Source organism: Paenibacillus camerounensis, from assembly GCF_000723885.1.
Taxonomy (GTDB): Bacteria; Bacillota; Bacilli; order Paenibacillales; family Paenibacillaceae; genus Paenibacillus_AQ; species Paenibacillus_AQ camerounensis.
On sequence record NZ_CCDG010000078.1, the window covers coordinates 92241 to 115495 of the forward strand.

Annotated in this window: 21 protein-coding genes; 13 read left to right on the plus strand and 8 right to left on the minus strand. The window is 50.4% G+C overall.

Annotated features, from left to right (window positions below):
- The first annotated feature begins 16 nt into the window (after window positions 1–16).
- The 4 genes from BN3772_RS25730 (at window position 17) to BN3772_RS25745 (ending at window position 3818) form a co-directional block, all read left to right on the plus strand.
- Window positions 17–1057 carry an NAD(P)-dependent alcohol dehydrogenase gene (locus BN3772_RS25730; protein WP_042203176.1) on the plus strand — a complete coding sequence of 347 codons (1041 nt, stop codon included), beginning with the start codon at window positions 17–19 and terminating at the stop codon, window positions 1055–1057.
- 256 nt (window positions 1058–1313) lie between these two features.
- Window positions 1314–2054 (plus strand): metal ABC transporter ATP-binding protein, encoded by a 741-nt coding sequence (locus BN3772_RS25735; protein ID WP_280114399.1) that lies wholly within the window; start codon window positions 1314–1316, stop codon window positions 2052–2054.
- Window positions 2047–2889 carry a metal ABC transporter permease gene (locus BN3772_RS25740; protein ID WP_042203178.1) on the plus strand — a complete coding sequence of 281 codons (843 nt, stop codon included), beginning with the start codon at window positions 2047–2049 and terminating at the stop codon, window positions 2887–2889. The genes BN3772_RS25735 and BN3772_RS25740 overlap by 8 nt, the downstream gene beginning before the upstream one ends.
- On the plus strand, window positions 2886–3818 hold the full coding sequence (locus tag BN3772_RS25745; protein WP_042203179.1) for a metal ABC transporter substrate-binding protein: 933 nt from the start codon (window positions 2886–2888) through the stop codon (window positions 3816–3818). Before BN3772_RS25740 ends, BN3772_RS25745 begins: the two co-directional genes overlap by 4 nt.
- Window positions 3819–3892: 74 nt before the next feature.
- Here the strand turns inward: BN3772_RS25745 and BN3772_RS25750 are convergent, their stop codons facing one another.
- Window positions 3893–5137 carry a sialidase family protein gene (locus BN3772_RS25750; RefSeq protein WP_042203180.1) on the minus strand — a complete coding sequence of 415 codons (1245 nt, stop codon included), beginning with the start codon at window positions 5135–5137 and terminating at the stop codon, window positions 3893–3895.
- Window positions 5138–5303: 166 nt separating this feature from the next.
- Here BN3772_RS25750 and BN3772_RS25755 point away from each other — a divergent pair, with 166 nt between their 5' ends.
- From BN3772_RS25755 to cls, 4 genes are all read left to right on the plus strand, one after another.
- Window positions 5304–5684 (plus strand): hypothetical protein, encoded by a 381-nt coding sequence (locus BN3772_RS25755; RefSeq protein WP_052380695.1) that lies wholly within the window; start codon window positions 5304–5306, stop codon window positions 5682–5684.
- A gap of 188 nt (window positions 5685–5872) precedes the next feature.
- Entirely contained in the window at window positions 5873–7105 is a 1233-nt protein-coding gene (locus BN3772_RS25760) for a glycosyltransferase family 2 protein (protein ID WP_042203260.1), read from the plus strand.
- A gap of 2 nt (window positions 7106–7107) precedes the next feature.
- Entirely contained in the window at window positions 7108–8187 is a 1080-nt protein-coding gene (locus tag BN3772_RS25765; protein WP_042203181.1) for a glycosyltransferase family 4 protein, read from the plus strand.
- A 180-nt stretch (window positions 8188–8367) separates the two neighbouring features.
- Window positions 8368–9810, plus strand: a complete 1443-nt coding sequence (gene cls, locus BN3772_RS25770; RefSeq protein WP_042203182.1) for a cardiolipin synthase — start codon at window positions 8368–8370, stop codon at window positions 9808–9810.
- A gap of 58 nt (window positions 9811–9868) precedes the next feature.
- Here the strand turns inward: cls and BN3772_RS25775 are convergent, their stop codons facing one another.
- The 4 genes from BN3772_RS25775 to BN3772_RS25790 all read right to left on the minus strand — a co-directional run bounded on the left by BN3772_RS25775 (window position 9869) and on the right by BN3772_RS25790 (window position 15284).
- Window positions 9869–11629 (minus strand): ABC transporter ATP-binding protein, encoded by a 1761-nt coding sequence (locus BN3772_RS25775; RefSeq protein ID WP_042203183.1) that lies wholly within the window; start codon window positions 11627–11629, stop codon window positions 9869–9871.
- Entirely contained in the window at window positions 11629–13380 is a 1752-nt protein-coding gene (locus BN3772_RS25780; RefSeq protein WP_042203184.1) for an ABC transporter ATP-binding protein, read from the minus strand. Before BN3772_RS25780 ends, BN3772_RS25775 begins: the two co-directional genes overlap by 1 nt.
- A gap of 165 nt (window positions 13381–13545) precedes the next feature.
- Window positions 13546–14613, minus strand: a complete 1068-nt coding sequence (locus BN3772_RS25785) for a sensor histidine kinase (protein WP_209443708.1) — start codon at window positions 14611–14613, stop codon at window positions 13546–13548.
- Complete coding sequence (locus BN3772_RS25790; protein ID WP_042203185.1) at window positions 14610–15284, minus strand: response regulator transcription factor; 675 nt, start codon at window positions 15282–15284, stop codon at window positions 14610–14612. Before BN3772_RS25790 ends, BN3772_RS25785 begins: the two co-directional genes overlap by 4 nt.
- A gap of 143 nt (window positions 15285–15427) precedes the next feature.
- Here BN3772_RS25790 and BN3772_RS30780 point away from each other — a divergent pair, with 143 nt between their 5' ends.
- A complete protein-coding gene (locus BN3772_RS30780) occupies window positions 15428–15598 on the plus strand; it encodes a hypothetical protein (protein WP_157643654.1) in 171 nt (56 codons plus the stop codon).
- A 91-nt stretch (window positions 15599–15689) separates the two neighbouring features.
- Here the strand turns inward: BN3772_RS30780 and BN3772_RS25795 are convergent, their stop codons facing one another.
- Entirely contained in the window at window positions 15690–16337 is a 648-nt protein-coding gene (locus BN3772_RS25795; protein WP_042203186.1) for a TetR/AcrR family transcriptional regulator, read from the minus strand.
- Window positions 16330–17532 (minus strand): MFS transporter, encoded by a 1203-nt coding sequence (locus BN3772_RS25800; protein WP_042203187.1) that lies wholly within the window; start codon window positions 17530–17532, stop codon window positions 16330–16332. The genes BN3772_RS25795 and BN3772_RS25800 overlap by 8 nt, the downstream gene beginning before the upstream one ends.
- A 184-nt stretch (window positions 17533–17716) precedes the next feature.
- On the opposite strand from BN3772_RS25800, the gene BN3772_RS25805 reads away from it, so the two are divergent.
- The 4 genes from BN3772_RS25805 (at window position 17717) to BN3772_RS25820 (ending at window position 22114) form a co-directional block, all read left to right on the plus strand.
- Window positions 17717–18874: a type III polyketide synthase gene (locus BN3772_RS25805; protein ID WP_042203188.1), complete on the plus strand. Its 1158-nt coding sequence runs from the start codon at window positions 17717–17719 to the stop codon at window positions 18872–18874.
- Complete coding sequence (locus BN3772_RS25810) at window positions 18861–19586, plus strand: methyltransferase domain-containing protein (RefSeq protein ID WP_042203189.1); 726 nt, start codon at window positions 18861–18863, stop codon at window positions 19584–19586. Before BN3772_RS25805 ends, BN3772_RS25810 begins: the two co-directional genes overlap by 14 nt.
- Complete coding sequence (locus BN3772_RS25815; RefSeq protein ID WP_042203190.1) at window positions 19583–20734, plus strand: NAD(P)/FAD-dependent oxidoreductase; 1152 nt, start codon at window positions 19583–19585, stop codon at window positions 20732–20734. The genes BN3772_RS25810 and BN3772_RS25815 overlap by 4 nt, the downstream gene beginning before the upstream one ends.
- 597 nt (window positions 20735–21331) lie before the next feature.
- Entirely contained in the window at window positions 21332–22114 is a 783-nt protein-coding gene (locus BN3772_RS25820) for a DUF817 domain-containing protein (RefSeq protein WP_042203191.1), read from the plus strand.
- Between the two features lie 47 nt (window positions 22115–22161).
- Here BN3772_RS25820 and BN3772_RS25825 read toward each other — a convergent pair whose 3' ends face one another.
- A complete protein-coding gene (locus BN3772_RS25825; RefSeq protein WP_042203192.1) occupies window positions 22162–23223 on the minus strand; it encodes a hemolysin family protein in 1062 nt (353 codons plus the stop codon).
- Window positions 23224–23255: the final 32 nt, after the last annotated feature.

The following is a 23255-nucleotide window of genomic DNA, read 5'->3' on the forward strand; positions in this document are numbered from 1 at the left end:
GGGAGGAGATACCATAATGAAGAACAGAGCCTTTTATATGACCGAACTAAAGAAAATGGAAATGAGAGAAATAGAGCTGCCGGTGCCAGCTGATGGCGAGGTTATTGTCAAACTGGAATATGTTGGGATTTGCGGTTCGGATGTGCATTATCTGGAGCATGGCCGGATTGGAGATTTTGTGGTTGAGGGAGATTTCATCCTGGGTCATGAATGCGCAGGCAGGGTGGTTGAGCTTGGCCCCGGGGTGAAGCATCTCAAGATCGGAGACCGGGTAGCGCTGGAGCCTGGAATTACCTGCGGCCAATGCGAGTTCTGCAGGAGCGGTAAATATAATCTGTGTCCTGATGTCAAATTCCTGGCAACTCCCCCTTACCACGGCTGTCTGATGGATTATATCGCATTCCCGGAAAATATGGCGTTTAAGCTGCCGGACAACGTGTCATCGGAAGAAGGAGCACTGGTTGAACCGCTTTCTGTGGGATTGCATGCAGCAGCGCAAGGCGGCATCCGGCTTGGTGACCGTGTCGTAATTCTGGGCGCAGGCTGTATCGGGCTTGTCACACTGCTGGCCTGCAAAGCCTTCGGGGCTACGGATATCGTCGTGGTGGACATTATCGGGAAACGGCTGGAAGCGGCCAAGCGCCTGGGTGCCACACAGGTTATCAATGCAAGAGAGGAGGATGTGCTCCAGGTAATCGCTGAACTGACAGATGGAGCAGGCATGGATAAAGTGATCGAAACGGCCGGCAGTGAGCATACGGTCAAACAGACGCCTTACCTCGTCAAACGGGGCGGCAGTATAGTACTTGTTGGCCTTGCGGCCAAGGATATCATAGACTTTGATTTCATGCAGATTATGTTCAAGGAGGCGGATATAAAGTCGGTCTTTCGCTACCGCAACCTCTATCCTGCCGCGATCGGCGCGATTTCAGGCGGAAAAATCGATGTCAAAGGCATCGTTACACACGAGTTCAGCTTCGAGGAGTCTCAAAAGGCGTTCGACTATGTAATCGATAACAAAGAAGAAGTGGTTAAGGCCGTGATCAAGATGGGATAATCCCGCACCTGTTCTAATACCTGAAAGCTCAGCCGCCAAACAGACGGTCTGGGCTTTTTGTGCTGAGCAGAATTATGTGCTTGCCCTTTATGGAGATTATTTAGAAAAAAATAAAATAACATTGACATTTTTCTCTGGGTTAAATATATTGTACCTAAGAATAAAAGTTTCTTTAGGGAAACAAATGTTGTATAAAGAAAGAAAGTTAACAATTATAAAGAAAGTTGTCCATGTGGAGACAGGAGACGATACTGTGATTGAGATCAACAATTTAAACGTGGATTATTTCGGCAATCCGGTGCTGGAGAGCATAGATCTGAACATCCCTTTGGGTTATTCAGTCGGCATCATCGGGCCAAACGGCGCGGGTAAATCAACCTTTATCAAGGCGCTGCTGGAGGTTGTCAAAAAACGGAGCGGCTCCGTAAAGATAGAGGGGGCGGACATATCCGGCTGGAAAAGGCGTATTGCCTATGTCCCTCAAAAAAATGATATTGACCTGACCTTTCCGATCACGGTACGCAACACAGTGCTGACCGGAACTTATCCGGGCTTAAAGCTGTTCCGGCGTCCAGGCAAGAAAGAAATGGAGACCGCGGAACGTTGTATGGCTATGGTGGATATCAGTGATCTGGCGAACAGGCAGATCAGTAATCTGTCGGGGGGCCAGCTGCAGCGGGTCTTTATAGCCAGGGCGCTCGCCCAGCAGGCAGAGCTCTTTTTTCTGGATGAACCGTTCGTCGGGATTGATCTGGTCAGTGAGACCATCATCGTCAAGCTGCTGAAGCAGCTCCGTGAAGAAGGCAAGACAGTACTGGTTGTGCATCATGACCTTCATGAGGTCGAGGACTATTTTGACAAAATTATTATTCTCAACAAAAAACTGATTGCTTTTGGAGATGTGAAAGACACCTTTACAACTGAGAATATCCGCAGCGCGTATGGGGCTTCCCTTGGCAATGTCATTATCAAAGGGGCAGGTGACGGCCATGATTAATGCTCTATCGGGCTGGCTGGATATTCCGGTCTATGCTCTTAATGCCGGGTTGTCTGCGGTGATTCTGGGTATTGTGTCGGGGGTGCTGGGCAGCTTTATCGTACTCCGCAAAATGTCGCTGATGGGTGACGCCTTATCCCATGCTGTCCTTCCCGGAGTGGCACTGTCGTATATTCTGGGGATCAACATTCTGCTGGGCGCATCTCTGTTCGGCCTGCTGGCAGCCATTCTGATTCAATTTATAACCAGCCGCAGCAATATTAAAAGCGATACCTCAATCGGCATCATTCTCAGCTCCTTTTTTGCACTCGGCATTGTCCTGATTACCTTTGCAAGAAGCGGCCTGGACCTGACTCACATTCTGTTCGGCAATATTCTTGCAGTTCCGCAGTCGGAGCTGACCCAGTCCTTTATCATCATGCTGGTGGTTATCGCAATTATTACCCTGCTGTACAAAGAGCTGCTGATCAGCTCCTTTGACCCGGTGGTCGCCAAGGCCTATGGACTGAGAACAGGCTTTTATCATTATCTGCTGATGACACTCCTGTCGGTAGTGACGGTATCCTCCTTATCTCAGGTCGGGATTGTCCTGGTTATTGCGATGCTGGTCATACCGGCAGCCACCTCGTATTTATGGACGAAGACGCTGTTTCACATGATTGTGCTGGCTTCGGCAGCCGGGGCGGTATCCGGGATAGCGGGTGTAATCCTTAGCTTCCGTTATAACCTGCCTACTAGCGCCACAATTGTCCTGACCGGAATGGCACTGTTTGTGATCTCCTTTATTTTATCGCCTAAAAACAATTTCCTGGGGAAAGGATTGAAAACCAAATGAAAAAAATACTGCTGCTTCCGCTGTCCTTGCTGCTTCTGCTGCTTGCCGCCTGCTCTAATTCAAATACTAATACTGCCACTGGGGGAGGGGGGGAGGATAAGCTGCAGATTGTAGCGACTTATTCTATCATCGCGGATATGGCAAGAAATATTGCCGGTGATAAAGCGGAGGTTTACAGTCTTGTACCTGTCGGAACGGACCCTCATATGTATGATCCGCTGCCTGCTGACTCCGGCAAGGTTTCGGGAGCAGACCTGATCTTCTATAACGGCTTGAATCTGGAGACAGGCAAGGGCTGGTTCCAGGATCTGCTTGCTGTGACGAACAAAACAGAGGTTTCGTTTGCACTGACGGATGAGGTGGCACCAATCTATCTGACGGAAAAAGGCAAAGAAACGCAGGTTGATCCCCACGCCTGGCTCGATCTGCAGAACGGAGTCCGTTATGCCGAGGTCCTTACCACACGGCTGATCGCAGCCGACCCGGATAACGAAGAATACTATCTCAGCAATCAGGAGGCTTATGTACAAGAGCTGAATGAGCTGGATCAGTATGCAAAGGAGGCTGTACAGCAGATTCCGCAGGATAAGCGTATTCTGGTGACAAGTGAAGGGGCGTTTAAATATTTTTCAAAGGCATACGGGCTGGAATCCGCCTTCATCTGGGAGATCAATACCGACAGTCAGGGAACACCGGAGCAAATGAAGCGGATTATCGGAATTATTGAAGACAACAGTATTCCTGCACTGTTCCTGGAGACAAGTGTCAATCCGAAAACCATGGAGACGATTTCCGCCGAAACAGGAGTTCCTGTTCACTCCAAGATCTTTACGGATTCATTAGCCAAGGAAGGTGAAGAAGGAGATACCTACCTGGGTATGATGAAGTGGAATATCGATAAAGTGGTTGAAGGCTTATCAGGACAATAATCAGAAGATGATGCTATAACAGCCAAGAAGACCGTGCTGCCTGCTGTGCGGTCTTCTTGGCTGTGGGTATGTGCTCATGTAATTACAATGTTGGAGTAACCCGCAACAATATTTTGTGCACCGGTGCTGGTGTCTGTCCATACGCCGATGTAGCCGCCGGGCGGTACAGATATAATGTCGATATAATCTCCTATAACTGTTACAGGTGTCGGGCTGCCTGCATTAGGACTAAAAGAAGTATTGGTAATCCGTGTATTGGTAAAGTTCTGCCCGCCGTTAATGGAGCGGGCTACGTATACATCCAACAGGAAGCCGTCAATCTGATTGCTGTAATAAATAATATTGACTACGCCAAGCAGAGGATCTACATCTATTGCCGGGAAGAAATTCTGGGAACCTGCAGGTGCCCCCGTAATACTTAGCGGATCGGACCAGGTCGTTCCCGTATCGTCAGAAAAGGACATCAGGATATCGGAATATCCTTGGCGGAAATCCTGCCATACGGCATAAGCACGGCCGCTGAACTGCCCGCTGGAGCGGTCGGTGGATACGTTGGCAAAGGTCAGCACCCGAAAAGCGTAACCTGTAACAGGGAGCACAGTCGGTACGGGGGTAACCAGTGACACGAGCACTGCATTGCCGAAGGAAGAACCGCCATCTCTAGAAAGTCTGACCATGAACCGGGAGGGGAGATTCGTAGTAATCCATGCCCCGTACACATTGCCGGTCAAATCAAATGCGACATCAGGCCGCTCTACCTGATCGGCTATACTGGAAAGAACAATAGGCTGGTTCCAGGTGATCCCGCCATCCTGTGAGCGGCTAAAAAAGGCTGTAGAGCTTCCTCCATTATCTACATTAAACTGGTGATTATAGGATACATAGATATTGCCAAGATAGGGACTTGATTGGCCGACATCAATAATTACATTCGTTTCATCATTATTGATATAAGTACCATAGCCGCTGTTTACGATAACGGGGGACCCGAAGCTGGTACCGTTATCGACAGATTTGTAAATGACGGTAGTCCCATCTGTTTCACCCGGAAAGCAATGGGAGGTTACTACAAAGGTATTAGGAAAACCATAGGCGACTACCGGGGCTTCAGCACCGGTAAAGCCCGGGGGCAAAGGAAGCGATTGATTAGACCAATTTGCTCCTCCATCCAAAGACCGGTATAAGCCAATCAAAGGCACACCTGAAGTATTATCCACTGCGACTGCAATCATCACTTGGGGCAGCAGAAGATTTACGGCAATGGAGGGTTCGAATTTAGGAAAGACGCCGCTTGTAACTGCAAAATTAAAATTTGTCATACACACACTCCTTCCTTCGCTTTTTCATAGTTACATCCTATGTACTTAGCCGGATTCTGATTATAGGTTTGCAGACATTCATGATATTCCGCATATTCACCAAGTCTTCTGACTCAATCAGCCGGTGATAGCAGGAATAGAATGATAGAAAACAGGAAGGGAGTGAATGAAGATGCCATATTCATCGGGAATCATTACGAATACCCGTGTGACCGGAACAGCAGCCAGTTACATCGTGGTAAGTACACGTAATCTGAGCAGTGCGGCGGCAACCATACTGGTTGAGATTTTTGCAGTTCCTGTGACAACCTTTACGCTGACCCCGATTTATGTCTCCAGCTATAATGTGCCAGCATTGTCTTCCGATATCAGGGAATTTTATATTGCCGGTAATGTAGCCTACGAAGTTCAGATAGACAATACCGATTCCTTATCTGTGGTTGCCTTCTCATCCTACGGTCTGGACGAGTCAGGGAACCTGGTGATTGAACAGCGGGTACTGCAGTCAGAGTTTACAGAAATACCTGCTTTCTCGCTGCCGATCTAGCAAAGGCTTTAAGTTTCGCTTACAGCGGATACGGTCTTGCATTCGCAACGGTTGCCTTTTTTGCGGCATCCATGAGAGTCCTCCCTTTGCGGGGGATTTTTGGCATGCTCAAAGGGCTATTCACACAGGCAATCCGCCAATTCCGCAATAAACTAATAATAAAGCTGTTCAAAAAGGGGGCGGAAGGATTGGCGGATGTTGGAGTTGTAATGCCGGTGTATATCCAGAACCCGGATTTCCTGCGGCAGGCGCTGGATTCAGTGCTGAAACAGACCTTCAGCGGATTCCGGCTGGTCATTGTCATTGACGGGGCACCGGAGATGGAGGCGCTGGTTAGCCGTTGTTCTGCCGGCGACCCGCGGGTATTCATTATCTCTTATCCGGAAAATGCTGGAGTGGCACACGCGCTGAATACCGGGTTTGATGTTCTGCTTGGAGATAACGAAATTCGCTATTTGACCTGGGTATCCAGCGACAATGTCTATGATCCCGCCTTTCTGGAGGTGCTGCGTGCAGCACTCGTTAAGGGCCCGCCTGAGCTCGGTCTTGTCTATAGCTCGTTCAGAAGCATAGATAATGACGGAGTCCAGCTGGACAATGAGCATAAGCTGGCGGCATTGCGGCAGTATCAGGGACAGCCCAAGGCTAAACTGCTTGATTCTTCAATTATCGGTGTTTCATTCATGTATAAGACAGAGCCTGCACGACAAGCAGGCGGCTATCGTATGCAGCCCGTGGAGGATTATGATTACTGGCTGCGGCTGGAGGAGCACTGCGATATCCGGTTTCTGCCGATAGAGCTGATGGATTACCGGGTTCAGTCATCACACAGCGTCTCTGCCCAGTTAACCAGTAAGGAGAATCACCGCAGATGGCGGTATACCTTTCATCTTACCCGGCTGCAGGCCCGCGGCCGCCGCGGGATTCCGCCTGTCTTGACTATACTGTACGTCGTGCAGGCGCCTGATCCGCATCATGACTATGCACTCGAGAATATATATGAACAGACATTCAGCAATTATATATTCCGGATTATCGATGTGTCCGCTGATAATCAGGCCTCCGCAGCATTAGCCGGAATCAGCCATCCTATAACCGAATTTGCCTGGCTGCCGGGCGCTTCGGTTCAGCATGCGTTATACCGGATGCTGCTGGGAGTTAGCACGCCCTATACACTGCTGTTCGGCCCGGAGCTGTTTATTTCTTATATGGATATTGAGTACCTGATGGCAGGTCTTATAAAAAATGGTGAAACCTCCATCTCCAATTACTATACGCCGGACCATTCGAGAATCGGTTACCGCAGCAGGGGGGTCCCTTCAGTCAAACAGTCGCTGACCAATGAGCTGTTTAAAACGGACGCGCTGCAGGAGCTGTATCAGCTGAATATGCTGCATAATTCTGCGGGAAATGAGGGATAGCGATGAAGATATTATTCACATTCTACAATCCCAGCGGGGGAATGGAGACCTTAAACAGGGTACGCTGTGAAGCTCTGGCTGCGCGAGGTATTGAATGTCATCTGCTATACACCCATCCGGGTGAAGGGCAGAGGAACATCCGGAATATCCCCGTCCATATCATCCGCAGTGATGAAGCACTCGCTAATCTGCTGGCAGCCCATGCCTTCGATCTGATTATCGTATGCACAGACATTGAACTGGCCGTAAGAATCCGCGGGCATGGGTATTCCGGCCTGCTCGTATTTGAATTGCAGGGGCTTGGAAGGATTGAGGAAGCCCGGGCGGTTATCGCTGATTTCTCGGGAAGAATCAGGCAATATACCGATGCTCTTCTATACCCTGAGACGGCCCATTTGCGGCAGCTGCTCCGGGAGCATCTGCCGGATATGCCGCATTACTGCTTCGATGACCCTGTGGGGCTTGTTAACTTTGAGTACACTGCCTACCCGCCGCGGAAGTATCCCGTGCTTGCCTGGGTGGGCCGGCTGCAGCCGAATAAGAACTGGCGGGAATTTCTGCAGATCGGACTTGAGCTGTTGAAGGTCCGGCCAGAATTGTATTTGTGGATGTTCCAGGATGATACGCTGTTTGACCCTGATGAGAAAGCAGCCTTCGAGCAATTTGTAGCAGAGACGGGAATCGCTTCCCGGCTGATAATGTATTCTAACGTTGCGCATGAACATATGGCTGATTATTTAAGCATCATCGGAGACTCCGGAGGGCTGCTGTGCTCGACCTCGGTTCTGGAGGGCTTCGGTTATGCGGTAGCGGAAGCCATGCTGTGCCGCTGCCCGGTTCTGTCTACAGACTCTGACGGGATACGCAGGCTGGTTATGCATAATCAGACAGGTAAAATATACAGGCTGGGCTCAATCTCCGAAGCGGCTGCAGCCGCTGCCTCCCTGATGCTTGACCAGCCGCTGAGAGCTTCAATCCGCAGGAAGGGGGAGCAGCATATCCGCCGCAACCTGAACCCGGAGCTGTATGTGACCCGGTTTTTGCAGATGTATTCCACGCTGTCCAAGAGGAATAAACTGTAGGATTCCTGAATATAAAGACTGAAATTCCCCCTCCCTCCAGGCTGATGCTTAGAGCAGGGGGTTGTTTGGTTATTAATAGCTATCACATAATGTTATTGACCGGAGCCGCAAGGATATCTACAATTTAATATACCGGACAAGACAGGGCATCATATGCAGCAGAAAGGGGCTCTCAAGACAATGGACTGGAGCAGCATTATTACACTAATCGTTTCTATTATTACACTACTTAATATCCTGTTGGCCGGAGTTGTCGTTTTCATCGAGCGCAGGGATATCGGGTCCACCTGGGCCTGGCTGATGGTCCTGTTTTTCATCCCTGTAGGGGGATTTATCTTCTATGTGTTTTTCGGAAGACAGCTCAAGAAGCGGAACTTCTATGAGCTCAGCGCAGAAGAAAGGATCTACCTGCAATCGGCCATTGATGAGCAGGTGATGACCGTTGATTATCAGGGGGGGCTGACCGCCAAGTATGCGGATTTGCTTAAGATGAATTTGCGCTCCTCGAACGCGCTTATTACATCCGACAACGAAATTGAGATTTTCGATGACGGTGAAGCCAAATTCAATGCGATGTTTCAGGATATCCGTAATGCCAAGAAGGAAATCAATGTACAGTATTATATTATTCAGCCGGATGACCTTGGCCGCAGGCTGAGGGAAGAGCTGACTGCCAAAGCAAAAGCAGGAGTCAAGGTGAGACTGCTCTATGATGAGATCGGCTCGCGCCAGACCTCACGGGCTTTTTTCAAGGATCTGATAGATCACGGGGGCAAGGTGGAGGTGTTCTTCCCGTCCCTGTTCAGGCTGATTAATCTGCGGATTAATAACCGTAATCACCGCAAGCTGTGTATTATTGACGGCGAAATCGCCTATATCGGCGGGTTCAATGTCGGTGACGAATACCTTGGACTGGACAAGAAAATGGGCTACTGGCGCGATACGCATTTCCGGATGAAGGGCGGCGCGGTTAATCAGATTCTTGGCAGGTTCCTGCTGGACTGGAATAAGGCTGCGCCCCGGGGCGAAGAGGAGTCTGAGCAGCTCCCTCTCCCGATGGAGAAGCATACAGGCAGCAGTGTGGTGCAGATTATCTCCAGCGGGCCCAATTCCCAGACAGAGCACCTGAAGAATATGTATCTGAAGCTGATCGGCTCGGCCAAGAAAAGTGTTTATATTCAGACGCCGTACTTTATACCCGACGCCAGCTTTATGGATGCCTGCAAAATAGCGCTGCTCTCCGGGGTGGATGTGCGGATTATGATCCCGAACAAGCCTGACCATATGTTCGTCTATCCGGCTACACTGTCTCATGCCGGTGAGCTGCTGCCCTATGGAGTCAAAATCCTTCAGTATGAGAAGGGCTTCATGCATGCCAAAACCATAGTTGTAGACCAGGAAATCGCCTCAGTCGGCACTACGAACATTGATACCCGCAGCTTCCGCCTGAATTTCGAGGTCAATGCACTTGTATGCGATGAAGGCATTGCCGGCGAGCTTCACGAGCTGTTTCTGAAGGACAGCATGTCCTGTACCGAGCTTACACTGGAACGCTATGAAGCACGGCCGAGGATGATGAAGTTTAAAGAGGCGGTTGCGAGGCTGCTGTCTCCGATTCTATAAGCATAGCAAAAGGGTGTCCCGTCTTGGGACACCCTTTAAATTTGCGTACAGCTAACCCTTATGAGGCTTGTTCAAACTGGCTGTTGTAGAGCTCGGCATAGAAGCCGTTCTTCGCAAGCAGCTCATGATGATTGCCGCTTTCCAGTATGTCGCCGTCCTTCAGCACCAGAATGACATCGGCGTTCTTGATGGTTGAGAGCCTGTGGGCGATGACGAACGAGGTTCTGCCTTCCATCAGCTGGTCCATCGCCTGCTGGATCAGCAGCTCTGTACGGGTATCAACGGAGCTGGTTGCCTCATCGAGGATAAGCATCGGCGCATCCTTGAGCATTGCCCGGGCAATCGTCAGCTGCTGCTTCTGGCCAGCCGAGAGATTAACCTTGTCGTTCAATACCGTATCATAGCCCTTGCTCAAAGTCTGAATGAAATGATGCAGCCCGACAGAACGGCAGGCTTCTTCCATTTCAGCATCGGTCACGCCAGTTTTGTTATAGATGAGATTTTCTCTTACCGTGCCTTCAAACATCCAGGTATCCTGCAGCACCATACAGAAAAGATCGTGAAGGTTCTCTCTGGTCAAGCTGCTAATTGGAGTGCCGTCGATGTTAATCTCCCCGCCGGTCAGCTCATTGAAGCGGATCAGGAGGTTAATCAGTGTCGTTTTACCGGCACCGGTCGGGCCAACAATCGCAATCTTCTGGCCCGGATGCACCTCGGTGGAGAAGTCCTTAATCACCAGCTTATCGGTTTCCTCATAGGCGAACTGCACATGCTCAAAGACTACATGGCCTTCAGCAGCGGTCAGCCTGGTGTCCTTGTGCTCCTCATTATCCATTTCTGCGGCATCCAGAAATTCAAATACGCGTTTGCTGGCAGCAGAAGCTGCCTGCAGGTTCTGTGCGGCCTGGGCCATTTGCGCCAGCGGCTGGGTGAAGAACCGGACATATAGAATGAAGGCGACAATCACACCGAAGGAGATTGAGCCGTTGATCGCCAGGACAGCACCGACGACACAGACAGCCACATAACCGAGATTCCCGATAAAGGTCATCAGCGGCATCATCAGGCCGGAAAGGAACTGCGCTTTGAAGGCGCTCTGCTTCAGTGACTGGTTCAGAGAATCAAAGGCTCCGCGCATCTGCGCCTCACCGTTGTAGGCTTTTACTACAGTATGGCCGGTATAGACCTCCTCGACATGCCCGTTGATCTTCCCGAGGTATTCCTGCTGGCTCTGGAAGTATTTCTGTGATTTCTTCATGATTACCGCCATCAGGCCGAAGCCGATTGCAGTAGCAGCAATGGCGGTGAAGGTCATGAGCACATTCGTCTTGAACATCATGACCATCGAGCCGACGAACAGGGCTACAGCAGTAACCAGCGTGCCCACACTCTGGTTCAGCGCCTGTCCGATCGTATCCACGTCATTTGTAACCCGGGACAGAATATCACCTGTTGTCGATTTATTATAGTAGGAGATCGGCAGACGGTTCATTTTGTGTGACAGGTCTTTTCTCAGGCTTTTGGATACCTTTTGTGTAACCATTGACATGATAAGTCCTTGTCCCAGAGACAGAACCGCACTGAGTGCATAGATGAATATCAGGAAAAATCCGATTGAGGCTATAGCATCCAGATCGATGCCGGCCGCGATACCTGCAGTGATCAGATCTGTCAGCTCAGAGAGCTGGTCCGGCCCGAGCAATGTAAGAATCGTACCTGCGGCAGCGCTGATAACCGCGATAAGAATGACGGGAATATAAGACCGGCAATATTGGAGCAGCCGGCTCCAGGTGCTTGGCTGGTCTGATTTCTTGTTCATTAGGCAAGCTCCTCCTTCGACAGCTGTGAATAAGCAATTTCCTGATAAATGCTGCAGGATTCCATCAGTTCATCATGGGTTCCCATGCCGGCGATTTGTCCGGCCTCCAGGACGATGATCTTGTCCGCATCCTTTATCGTGCCAATCCGCTGAGCAACAATCAGCATTGTGGTGCCGCTTGATTCCTTCTTCAGCTCACTGCGCAGCTTGCGGTCTGTCTTGTAATCAAGCGCCGAGAAAGAGTCGTCAAAAATCAGAATTTCCGGACGGCGGGCAATGGCCCGTGCAATGGATAAACGCTGCTTCTGTCCGCCGGAGAGGTTGGTTCCGCCCTGGGCAATATGCGCATCGTAGCTGCCGTCCATTTTCTCAACAAAATCAGCAGCCTGCGAAGTATAAACGGCATCAACGACATCAGAATTCAGATCACGCCCGTTATCGCCGAAGGCAATATTGGAGGTTACGGTACCGCCGAACAGGACTGCTTTTTGTGAAACATAGCCCATTTTGTTACGCAGTGCACTCTGTTCATATTGATTGACATTAATGCCGCCGACGAGGACTTCTCCTGAGGTAGCATCAAAGAAGCGCGGAATCAGGTTGACGACGGTGCTCTTGCCGCAGCCTGTTGAACCGATAAACGCTACGGTTTCACCTTTGGCGGCTGTAAAGCTGATGTCCTTCAGCACATAATCCTCGGCATCCGGGTATTTAAAGCTGACATTACGGAATTCCACTTCACCGGCATGTCTGGAAGGGGAGGAGGTAAGCTGGCCGTCAGTCAGGCTCGGGCGTGTATCCAGCACCTCATTAATCCGCTTGGCTGAGACATGTGCACGCGGCATTAGGATAAAGATGATAATCAGCATCATGAAGGCCATGACGACCTGCATGGCATAGGAGGAGAAGACGATCATGTCGGAGAACAGTCCCATTTTGGCGCCGGGACCGGCATTCTGGATCATCACCGCACCGATCCAGTATATCGCCAGGCTCAGACCGCTCATGATCAGAGTAATGCTCGGCATCATTGCCGACAACACATTGTTCGCGAATAGATTGGTCCGTGTCAGCTCGTTGTTCGCCTCACCGAATTTGTCCTCCTGATATTTCTCGGCGTTGTAAGCGCGAATGACACGAAGTCCGGTCAGATTCTCTCTGGCTACCCGGTTCAGATTGTCTGTCAGCACCTGCAGCTTCTGGAATTTTGGCAGCACCAGCACTACACAAATACCGACGATGACGATCAGCACGCCGACAGCAGTGCCTGTAGCCAGCGACCACTCCCAGCTCTTGCCGGTAATCTTGAGAATCGCCCATACAGCAAGCAGCGGAGCCTTAATCAGCAGCTGCAGCCCGATGACAATCAGCATCTGTACCTGAGTGATGTCATTCGTTGAACGGGTTATTAGGCTTGCTGTGGAAAAGCTGTTGATTTCCTCCATGGAGAAGGACTGGACCTTGTTGAATAGTTTGGAACGGAGTCTGGCAGAGAAATTAGCGGCAATTTTGGCCGCGATTCCGGCAACAATAATGGAGGTGGCGAGACTGCCCAGCGCACAGAGCAGCATCCAGCCGCCGGTAGCCATTATTTCACTCATTTCACTTCCGGGCGTTTGGATCAGCCGGGTAATATCGCTCATATAATCGGGCAGCTCCAGATCGAGCCATACCTGGGTAACGATGAACAGGACACTGACGATGAACAGGCCCCATTCTTTCGCTTCCAGGTTCTTAAGCAGTTTAATCATAAGCGTTACTCCTTTATGTGATGTTGCTAGTAGCATAACGGAGGAAGATAAACTGAACATTAACTTTTCTGAATACAAGCAGAAACGGCTTAACCATATTTAGCTTAGAACATAATTATTCAAGAATAAGCCCTGAAGAACCGTAACGGTTCTTCAGGGCTTCAGTCAGGCTGCAGCAGGCAGGGTTACAGTAAATGCAGTGCCTTGGGATAATATGCTGTCACAGGTGATGGTGCCGCCATGCAGGTTGACGATTGTGCTGACAATCGTTAACCCGAGGCCGTTGCCGGCGGTAGAGTGGGACGTATCCTGCTGGTAGAATTTATCGAATACCTTCGGCAGGGCCTCCGCAGAGATTCCGGCTCCATTGTCCCGGAAGGTAACAATGATGCCTGAAGGCTGTTTTTTCATGTGAATCGAAATTTCTCCGCCCTCCGGAGTGAACTTAGTCGCATTGTCCAGCAGGTTGAGCCAGACCTGGTTCAGCAGCTCTTTATTGCCCTCCAGCTCATAATCATGAATATCCGCATTCAGGGTAAGCTGTTTTTTTTCAAACTTGGCGGCAAGCAGCAGGACGCACTGACGGATCTGCTCCCCGGCATTGAACCGCCTTTTGTCGGTCAGGATGCTCTGTGTCTCAATTTTGCTTAACTCCAGGACGTTCGAGGCAAGCGCTGCCAGCCGGGCTGATTCCTCAATGACGATATCGAGATATTCATCCCGCTCCTCCTTGGGAAGGTCGTCGTGCTTAAGCATTTCGGCAAAGCCCTTTATGGATACAATCGGGGTTTTGAATTCATGCGAGAAGTTATTCACAAAGTCAGTACGCAGAATTTCAATCCCGCCCAGCTCCTCAGCCATCCGGTTGAAGTTCTCGGACAGAATCCGGAATTCAGGCGGACTTGTAAGCTGGAGGCGCATGGAGAAGTCTCCGCTGGCCAGCCGGTCTGTAGCATCGATAAAGGTACGGATGGATCTGACCATTTTACGGCTGCTGAACGCAGATATGGCTGTGCCGATAATGATGCAGGAGATCAATATCAAAAGGGGCACAAGCGTCCCGTCCATAATAATCTGCTCATTGATCAGTCCAAACACATCGGCAAGGTAGAACAGAAGTCCAGTTACAATCACTGTGACCAGGAAGATGAGGAAGACCGCAAAGGAGAAGATAAGCGGCAGACTGAGCCTGCTGCCCAGGCGTTTGCCTATTTTACTGCCTAATTTGCTCAAAGCCTCTTCACCGCCTTGTATCCGAGACCGCGCACAGATATGAGCTCAAACTCGGGGTACGCTTCAAAACGCTTCCGCAGCCGGTTAATATGCACATTCACAGTCGTATCTGCACTCTCATTGTCCATGCCCCAGATTTCGTCCATCAGCTGGATGCGTGTGAAAATCCGGTCGGGATAGGACAGCAGCTTGTAGAGCAGGTAAAATTCCTTTTGCGGCAGGGTCTGCCGTTCGTCATCGCGGGTCACGGTAAGCGACTCATAATCCAGAATGACCTTACCGACCGTGAGCCTGCGGGCAGTGGCAATCTGAGAACGGCGCAGCAGTGCCTGAATCCGCAGCAGCATTTCCTCCGTATCGACCGGCTTGGTCATATAATCATCGGTGCCCAGCCGGAAACCTTTTTTCTTATCTTCAGGAAGATGCTTGGCAGTCGCCATCAGAATCGGGATCTGGCTGTCGGCTGCCCTGACCTCTGAGGCAAAGGCATAGCCGTCCATATTGGGCATCATAATATCCAGAATAATCAGATCAATGTGCTGCTGCTCCAGTACATCCAGTGCTTTCTGGCCATCCTCGGCTGTAAAGACGTTGTAGCCTTCTCGCTTCAATACTGCTTCAAGCAGTCTTCTGACATGCTTATCATCTTCCGCCACAAGTATGCTGATCATGTTCTCACTCCGCATCTAGGTTTGATTGCTTCAGTGAAATAGTATCATCTTTGAATCAGACCTAACAAGCTGCTGCATAAAAATCAGCAATGCGCCTAAACCTATAGGGGTCAAATACTAGGTTCAAAGGAGATGCGTGCATTATGGTTAAACAGACCAAGGCTACACCGGTAACGAAGGATAAGCCGGGAAAAAAAGATTCGGATGTCCTGCGGGCAGGCAAGCGTGAGCCGGAGTTTGCAGAAGAGCTTACAAGCAGTGATGTTGAATCTGCCTTCAAAAATCCGGTAACCGGCGAAGAACGTATGTACTAGGAATGTTAAAAAAACAGCTGCAGGCCAGGACGCTGCTACTTCGGGTCCGGGGCTGTAGCTGTTTTGTATAAACCGGAATCGGCAAAGGGTGTCACTGAATCTCTTCTGCACTCAGATGCTCAATCAACATCCCGGCAAAGCGGCGGGCCATCCGGATGTCCTTCAGACCGGCTTCCTCTTCCTTTCCGGCAGACCGGCATATTTTCTGCAGCAGGGCGATCATTGAGGTGAATATAAACTGGGCGATCTCCAGCGGAGCAGGGTCCTTCCGCAGCGAATGGTCATTCATCCCTGTCTCCAGCGCGTGCAATAGAAAATGCTGTTCCTTTTCACGGCTAATAAACGCTTCATACTTAGCTTTAAGAGCCGGGTCCGTTTCATAGGCCTCATAATGCAGATCAAACAGCAGAATGAACCGGATGTAACCCGGATAAGCAGCAGCATATTCAATCCATGCATTCAGCATTAAGATAAGCTGTTCTTTGCCGCTCATGCCGGCAGAAGACGCTTTATGAATAGATCCGGTCATATTCTCCAGAATTTCCACCTGTACCTCAAAGACCAGCTCATCCATTGTCTGAAAATGCTTATAAAAGGTCACCCTGCTTATCCCTGCAAGGCTGCATATATCTTTAACGTTAACTTTGAGAAAGCTTTCTTTGATAAAAAGCTCCTTTGCTGCTGCAATCAGGTCTTCACGGTTTTTGTTTTTGAGATTCATATGCCAGTTGTCAGTCATGGGCAGCCGTCCGTTCCTGTTTAATTATTGGTGCGCGAGCGGTTAAGAAGAGTGCAGACATCAGAATTATTGCTCCTAAAATGTAAGGCATATAGATGTGCCAGTCAAACAGCTGACCTGCAATAACCGGACCGAGAATACTTCCGATGCTTGTATATGTCGTGGTCAAGCCGGCCGCATAGCCCTGGCGGTCCCCGGCAGAGTTGGCGATAAGAGTACTTAATGTCGGCCTCATAAAAGCGTTAAAGGCAAAGAACAGGCCTGATACCAGCAGCAGGTACACCAGATTCACCTTAACAATCATAAGCAGCAGGGCGGCGGCTGTCATAACGAGTGAGATACGGATGAGCTTCATTTCGCCGAGCTTCTTGATGAACCGGTCAAGCAGCCACACCTGGACTACGATGCCAATCACAGCACCGACGGTGATAAGAATAGATATTTGTGCTGCATCATAGCCGTACTTCTGTTCTACAAACAGCGCATATACCGTTTCATAGTTCATCAAGCCAAAGGTGATGATCAGGATGAGCAGCAGGTACCCGAAATAAGAGGTTCGGAAGGAGCTCATAAGCATGCTGCGGATAGAATCCCGTGAGCCAGCCGGCTTAGCTTCTGTGCGCAAGGATTGGGGAAGTGTTTCAGGCATAAAGAAGCTGAGCAGCATCGCTATAAAGCCTAATCCTCCGGCAAAAAAATATGGAATCCGAATTCCGAGCTCTGCAATCAGCCCGCCTAGTCCCGGGCCAAGGACCATTCCCAGATTCATAGCAGCCCCCAGATACCCCATTCCTTTGGCACGGGTGTCCGGAGTGGTGATGTCGGCAACATAAGCCATATTAGCCGGAACCATAATACCGACTCCAATTCCGCCGATAAACCTGGCGATGTACAGAAGGGTCAGCGTGTCTCCGACAGCGAACATGAGATCGGACACAACAGTCAGCAGCAGCCCGGCAATCAGCATAGGCTTGCGGCCAAGACGGTCAGAAAGCTGGCCGCCAATTGGGGAGAATATAAATTGTGCCGCCCCAAAGGCGGCGATGAGATAGCCGGCAGCTGCTCCTGCAGCGTTGAACTGCTTCAGATATTCGGGAAGAATAGGGATGACCATACCTTGGCCCAGCAAAGCGATAAAGAGATTCAGCATTAAAATAAATAGCGGAAATTTGGCAGACTTGGATAAGCTGCTCATGTAGGAGCCTCCCTTGGTTTACACGGTGATACTATTAACATAGTGTAAACCATAGTAAAGTATAAACCGGGAATTTTCAAGATAGAAATTGGCGGTTAGGATGAATGGGGATTATAACAGGCCTGATCAGGGTAAACATTGTTAATTCATATGCAACCCAAAATACATGAACGGAGGCTGACAAATGACACAACCGAACAGTAACACCGGAGCAGCAATTCTCGGAATGGGTACGGCTCTGCCGCTGTATTCGATTGCACAGGCGGATGTAGCCGAGCTGATCGCCTCGTCACTGCAGGACAAGCCGGAGCTGGCCCGCTTCGCCAGGAGGGTATTCAGATCCTGTGGTGTGGAGAACCGGTATACCTGTGATGACAGCTATATCGGCACAGCGGAATCCTGCCGTTACTTGCCATCCGGAGACAGTACGGATATTCCTACAACGGAAGAGCGGATGATCAAATATCAGCAGGAAGCGCCTCCCTTGGCTCTTGAAGCTGCCAAAAGATCGCTGCAGGACGCGGATCAGTCTCCAGGAGATATCACCCATCTGATTACTGTCAGCTGTACAGGACAATACCTGCCGGGGCTTGATGTGATGCTGATTCAAGAGCTGGGCCTGTCTCCGCGTGTGAACCGCCTTCCGTTACTATTTCAGGGCTGTGCGGCCGGACTAAAGGCAATCCAGATGGCCCGTGATGTTGTACTTGGGGCTCCCGGCTCCAGAGTGCTTGTTGTCTGCGTTGAGCTGTGTACGCTTCATTTTCAGCCGGTGAAGGAACGGGAAGCATTGTTTGCCGCGTCATTCTTCGGTGATGCTTCTGCTGCCTGTGTAATAGGTGAGCCGGAGGCACGCCACAAGCATTGTCTCAGTCTGGGCAAAGGCTATTCCGTGCTTCTCCCGGATTCTACAGCGGATATGACCTGGGAGGTAGGCAATACCGGCTTCGACCTCTACTTATCCCCGCGGATTCCGAAGCTGCTGGGAACCCATCTGGAATCGGAGCTCGGTCTGCTCCTTGGAGGGAACCCGCTTCCGGATCTTTGGGCTATACATCCCGGCGGACGCGGGATCGTTGATTCTGTCCAGGGGGTTATGAGCCTTAGCGATGAACAGACCCGTTACAGCCGGGAGATCTTAAGAACAGCCGGTAATCTGTCTTCCGCCACCATTCTCTTTGTGCTTGAATCTATGCGCCGGGACATGCAGGCCCGGAATGAGACAGCGAAGGAAGGAGTTGCCATGGCCTTCGGACCGGGACTGACCGCTGAGCTTATGTCCTTCACCTATGTTCCTGCTTATACACCGTCTTATCAGGAGGCAGGCCATGCCATTTTTTAGAGCTTTATCTGTCAGGGCCAAGGAAGATGAACTGATGGATGATTTCTCCATGGGCGGGGAGGAGCTTCGTGAAGCCCTGAAGCACTTGCGGCGGCTAAACCGGATATTTGCAGCACCCGGTCCGACGAAGGACGGGGTGGAGAAGCTCTGGCAGGCCATCGGGCGTCCGGATAAGCTGACAATTCTGGATGTTGGCGCCGGCTCTGGTGATGTGAATGTGAAGCTGCTGCAATGGGCGGATAAGCTGGGAATTAACCTGAGGATTACGCTGGTCGATATGACAGAGGAGGCCTGCGAGGAAGCCAGAAAGCTATTCCTTGATGAGCCGCGGGTAAATGTGATGCGGGCAGATCTGCAGGAGCTTACCGATGCCTCAGCGGATATTGTAACTGGCTCGCAGTTCGTGCATCATTTTGACGGGGAGCAGCTGGTGGATATGGTGGCACACATGCGGAGAGCGTCCAGATACGGTGTAGTTATCAATGATATTCACCGGCATGCTGTATCCTATACGGCAGTGTGGGTGATGACCCGGATAATCTCGCGTAACCGGTACATCCGGCATGACGGGCCGCTGTCGGTTGCCAAGGGCTTCAAGAGCGAAGACTGGCAGGAGCTGAAGCATAAGCTTCAGGCAGATGCAATGACCTATACCTGGAAGCCGCTGTTCCGTTATTCAGTGGTAATTCCTAAGCAGGTGAGCAGCCAATGATACAGGAGATAGATGTTATTATAGCCGGAGCGGGTATTGCCGGCAGCAGCAGTGCCCTTCAGCTGGCGCGTCAGGGGCATCGTACCCTTCTGCTGGACCGCCAGGCATTTCCCCGGCACAAAACCTGCGGGGAGTTCATGTCCCCGGAGACAAAGGAAATGCTTGAGGTGCTGGGCATCAATCTTGGAAGCCGTACACCTGCCCCGGGTATTATGCATAACGCCTGCATCATTCTCCCCCACGGCGGGGAGATCAGTGCACCGCTGCCGGGAAATGCAACGGGAATCAGCCGTTATGAGCTGGACCGGATTCTACATGAGAAAGCACAATCGGCCGGGGCCGAAATTGTAACTAAAGCCGTAGTCACCGGTATCCGTAAGCTTGACAATTATCAGTACGAGGTAGATACACGGCAGGGGGAAGGTAAAGTTACCTACCGTGCCCGAGCTGTTATCGGAGCCTACGGAACCAAGAAGCCGCGAGGTGTGGCCTCCGCCGCACAAGGAACCAGAGGTGAGACGGTCTATATCGGAATCAAATCCCATTACAGCGGGATAACCATTCCTGAACAGGTAGAGCTGTACTTCTGTGAGGGCGGTTACATCGGATTATCGCCGATCGAGGAGGGGAAGGTGAATGTTGCGGCACTGCTGACCCTGGACTCCGTTCAGGGAAGCGGCAAATCGGTTCTGGAAATATTGCAGACTGCAGCCCGGTCGAACCGCCGGCTGCACGATAGGCTGGCAGAGGGAACCCCTGTACCGGAAACTCAGGTCTCTATCGCCCCGTTACACTTGTCGGACACACCTGAACCTTGGTCGGAATTTCCGCATGTCGGTGATGCTATGCTGATGATCCCGCCGCTCTGCGGTGACGGAATGTCGATCGCCTTACGCTCCTCCCTTATCTGCTCAGGCTGGACGGACCGGTATCTCAAAGGAAGGATCAGCTATGACGAATGGCAGACGGGGTATTCAGCAGAAGCGGATAAAGAGTTCACCCGGCTGCTTAAGCGGGCCCGGAGAATTCAAAAGCTGGCCTTTGCGAGAACCAACCGTCTCTATCCCGGACTGGCCCGGATGTTCCCGGGACTGGCCAGGTATGTTGTCACAGCGACACGGTTGTCTGAAACCGGGATGGTCCGGTAAAGAGTAGCCTTACAGCTTCATTAAGCCGCCCCAAAGGGCGGTTTTTGCATTGTATAGGAAATGATACAATGCAAAAAAAATGTGGATAACTCCGATGAAAAATAAAGGAGGAGTGGATGTGAAGAATCAGGAGACATGGAAGAAATGACCTGATACCAATCCCCAGTTTGCCCTCATGGTGGCCTAATGTATTCGTTTTTTCGCATACATTAGGCCAGTTTGCCCTCATGGTGGCCAAATGTATTCGTTTTTTCGCATACATTTGGCCAGTTTACCCTCATGGTGGCCAAATGTATTCGTTTTTTCGTATACATCTGGCCAGTTTACCCTCATGGTGGCAGAATGTATTCGTTTTTTCGTATACATTAGGACAGGGTATGTGCCTATATTCGCTATCTCAATACAGCTGCCAGAAGTCAGCAAATTAGGTTCTTAAGTACTCTATATATAGATCCACCCTTCGGGTGGATTTGTTCTTGTCTTTTATTCAACATACACAATAATAAATTATTATATATAAATACAAATATATTGAATAACGATAAAACACATGTTATTATACTGGCAACAGTAATGAAGTGAGGTGAACAGGCCGCAATGTTCAGACCAGACAGGAATTCATACATACAAGTGCTGCATTTCGGCTATCATCAGGCCATGAGCTGCATTTTCCCTGTGGCGATTTTCGGAACCCTGGCGCTTTCCGGCACGATGAATCTCCCGTTTATCCACCGCTATGATGCCATTCTGCTCGTCCTGCTTACCGTCCAGTACCTGATGTACCGCAGCGGACTGGAGACTGTTGACGAGATTAAGGTCATCTGTGTATTTCACATCATCGGTCTGCTGCTGGAAATATATAAGGTTAGGATGGGGTCCTGGGCTTACCCTGAGCCGGCCTTCAGCAAAATATTTGGTGTGCCGCTGTACAGCGGATTTATGTATGCGAGTGTCGCAAGCTTCATGTGCCAGATCTGGCGCAGGCTGAGAATGGATATGACCGGCTGGCCGGGACTGATTCCGGCAGGGCTATTAGGCGGAGCAATCTATCTGAACTTCTTTACCCACCATTACATAGCGGATTTCCGCTGGTGGCTGACCGGGCTTGTGCTGATCGTATTCTGGCGGACCTGGATCATTTACCGTGTACGCAGTGTTACCTACCGCATGCCGCTGACACTTGCTTTTGTAATCGTGGGCTTTTTTATCTGGCTGGCCGAGAATATTGCAACGTTCTTTAACGCGTGGAAGTACCCGGATCAGGATCAGGCCTGGCAGATGGTCGGCTTCGGCAAAATCAGCTCCTGGTTTCTGCTGGTTATCATCAGTGTGATTATCGTTGCCCAGCTAAAACATGTGAAAGAAGGCAGGAACAGTTAAAAGCCTGCACATTAAGTGCAGGCTGGTATAACCATGTTCCATTCATGTTAATTCAAAGTGACGTTCACATTAAGGCTCTCATCCCGGATATCACCGACGATTTCCTCCAGCAGATCTTCCATGGTAACAATTCCGGTAATGGCACCTGAAGGGTCTGTTACAGCTGCCATGTGAACCCGGGTCTGCTGCATCCGCAGAAGCACATCCCGCAGGTTCTTGCTGGCCGGAAACTTCGGAATATCGTGAATGTAGGACTGCCAGTTCGTTGCTCTTCCGGCAGCAACGCTGGTAAGCATTTCTTTGGTGTTCACATACCCTGTGAACCGCCCTGTTCCATCAGCAGCGACTACGGGATAACGGGTATAATCATGTTCGCCCAGAACCTGAATCAGCTGCTCTACAGACATTCCGGCCTGAAGTGTAATTACGTTAGATACCGGAACAATTATTTCGCCGAGCGTCCGTTCATCAAAGGCAAAGATGTTATTGAGATAGACCAGCTCCGTTTTGTTAATCTCGCCGCTTTCGTAGCTCTGGTCAACAATCCACTTCAGCTCCTCCTCGGAATGGACCGTTTCATGGCCGGCCGGCTTCACGCCGAAGATACGGAGCAGCAGCCGGGCGGAGCCATTGAGTGCTGTAATGAACGGGTACGTGATTTTACCGAACCAGAACAATGGCGGAGCCAGCAGCAGTGTCATTCTCTCGGCATACTGGATGGCAAGGGTCTTGGGTGCAAGCTCGCCGATAACCACATGCAGGAAGGTAATAATTGACAATGCGATCATATAAGAGAGCAGGGTGGATAATGCCGCCGGCACTCCCATCTGGTCAAACAGCGGATGAAGAATCCGTTCAACCGTCGGTTCACCCAATGCCCCGAGCACCAGCGCGGTGATTGTGATACCGAGCTGGCAGGCAGACAAGTAGTAGTCGAGATCATGTGCCACTTTTTTGGCGGTTATTGCTTTTTTGTTGCCTTCACTGATTAGTTGGTCAATACGTGACATGCGTACTTTTAGAATCGCAAACTCGGCTCCGACAAAAAAAGCGGTAAGGCCGATAAAGATCGCAACCATTATTAAATTTATCGTTATAACTCCGTCCAAAGTTTTCCCTCAGCGTGAGGGATTCACCTCCA

Excerpts from the sequence above, each read along its gene's own strand:
- BN3772_RS25730 (WP_042203176.1), top strand. The coding sequence starts at position 17 with ATGAAGAACAGAGCCTTTTATATGACCGAACTAAAGAAAATGGAAATG.
- BN3772_RS25740 (WP_042203178.1), top strand. The coding sequence starts at position 2,047 with ATGATTAATGCTCTATCGGGCTGGCTGGATATTCCGGTCTATGCTCTT.
- BN3772_RS25745 (WP_042203179.1), top strand. The coding sequence starts at position 2,886 with ATGAAAAAAATACTGCTGCTTCCGCTGTCCTTGCTGCTTCTGCTGCTT.
- BN3772_RS25750 (WP_042203180.1), bottom strand. The coding sequence starts at position 5,137 with ATGACAAATTTTAATTTTGCAGTTACAAGCGGCGTCTTTCCTAAATTC.
- BN3772_RS25755 (WP_052380695.1), top strand. The coding sequence starts at position 5,304 with ATGAAGATGCCATATTCATCGGGAATCATTACGAATACCCGTGTGACC.
- BN3772_RS25765 (WP_042203181.1), top strand. The coding sequence starts at position 7,108 with ATGAAGATATTATTCACATTCTACAATCCCAGCGGGGGAATGGAGACC.
- cls (WP_042203182.1), top strand. The coding sequence starts at position 8,368 with ATGGACTGGAGCAGCATTATTACACTAATCGTTTCTATTATTACACTA.
- BN3772_RS25775 (WP_042203183.1), bottom strand. The coding sequence starts at position 11,629 with ATGAACAAGAAATCAGACCAGCCAAGCACCTGGAGCCGGCTGCTCCAA.
- BN3772_RS25780 (WP_042203184.1), bottom strand. The coding sequence starts at position 13,380 with ATGATTAAACTGCTTAAGAACCTGGAAGCGAAAGAATGGGGCCTGTTC.
- BN3772_RS25790 (WP_042203185.1), bottom strand. The coding sequence starts at position 15,284 with ATGATCAGCATACTTGTGGCGGAAGATGATAAGCATGTCAGAAGACTG.
- BN3772_RS30780 (WP_157643654.1), top strand. The coding sequence starts at position 15,428 with ATGGTTAAACAGACCAAGGCTACACCGGTAACGAAGGATAAGCCGGGA.
- BN3772_RS25795 (WP_042203186.1), bottom strand. The coding sequence starts at position 16,337 with ATGACTGACAACTGGCATATGAATCTCAAAAACAAAAACCGTGAAGAC.
- BN3772_RS25800 (WP_042203187.1), bottom strand. The coding sequence starts at position 17,532 with ATGAGCAGCTTATCCAAGTCTGCCAAATTTCCGCTATTTATTTTAATG.
- BN3772_RS25805 (WP_042203188.1), top strand. The coding sequence starts at position 17,717 with ATGACACAACCGAACAGTAACACCGGAGCAGCAATTCTCGGAATGGGT.
- BN3772_RS25810 (WP_042203189.1), top strand. The coding sequence starts at position 18,861 with ATGCCATTTTTTAGAGCTTTATCTGTCAGGGCCAAGGAAGATGAACTG.
- BN3772_RS25815 (WP_042203190.1), top strand. The coding sequence starts at position 19,583 with ATGATACAGGAGATAGATGTTATTATAGCCGGAGCGGGTATTGCCGGC.
- BN3772_RS25820 (WP_042203191.1), top strand. The coding sequence starts at position 21,332 with ATGTTCAGACCAGACAGGAATTCATACATACAAGTGCTGCATTTCGGC.